At 52.2% G+C, this 253-nt stretch carries 1 rRNA gene; it reads right to left on the reverse strand.

The window, feature by feature from the left end:
• A 16S ribosomal RNA gene (locus IV91_RS0114875) occupies positions 1 to 253 on the reverse strand; the annotation flags it as partial.

Consider the following 253-nt stretch of genomic DNA (forward strand, 5'->3'; position numbering starts at 1 on the left):
CTCGGGGCTTTCACATCTGACTTAACAAACCACCTGCGCACGCTTTACGCCCAGTAATTCCGATTAACGCTCGCACCCTACGTATTACCGCGGCTGCTGGCACGTAGTTAGCCGGTGCTTCTTCTTAAGGTACCGTCATCAATCCAGGTTATTCGCCTGAACCTTTTCTTCCCTCACGAAAGAGCTTTACAACCCGAAGGCCTTCTTCACTCACGCGGCATGGCTGGATCAGGGTTTCCCCCATTGTCCAAAA

Source organism: Ferrovum myxofaciens (genome assembly GCF_000735045.1).
Lineage (GTDB): Bacteria > Pseudomonadota > Gammaproteobacteria > Burkholderiales > Ferrovaceae > Ferrovum > Ferrovum myxofaciens.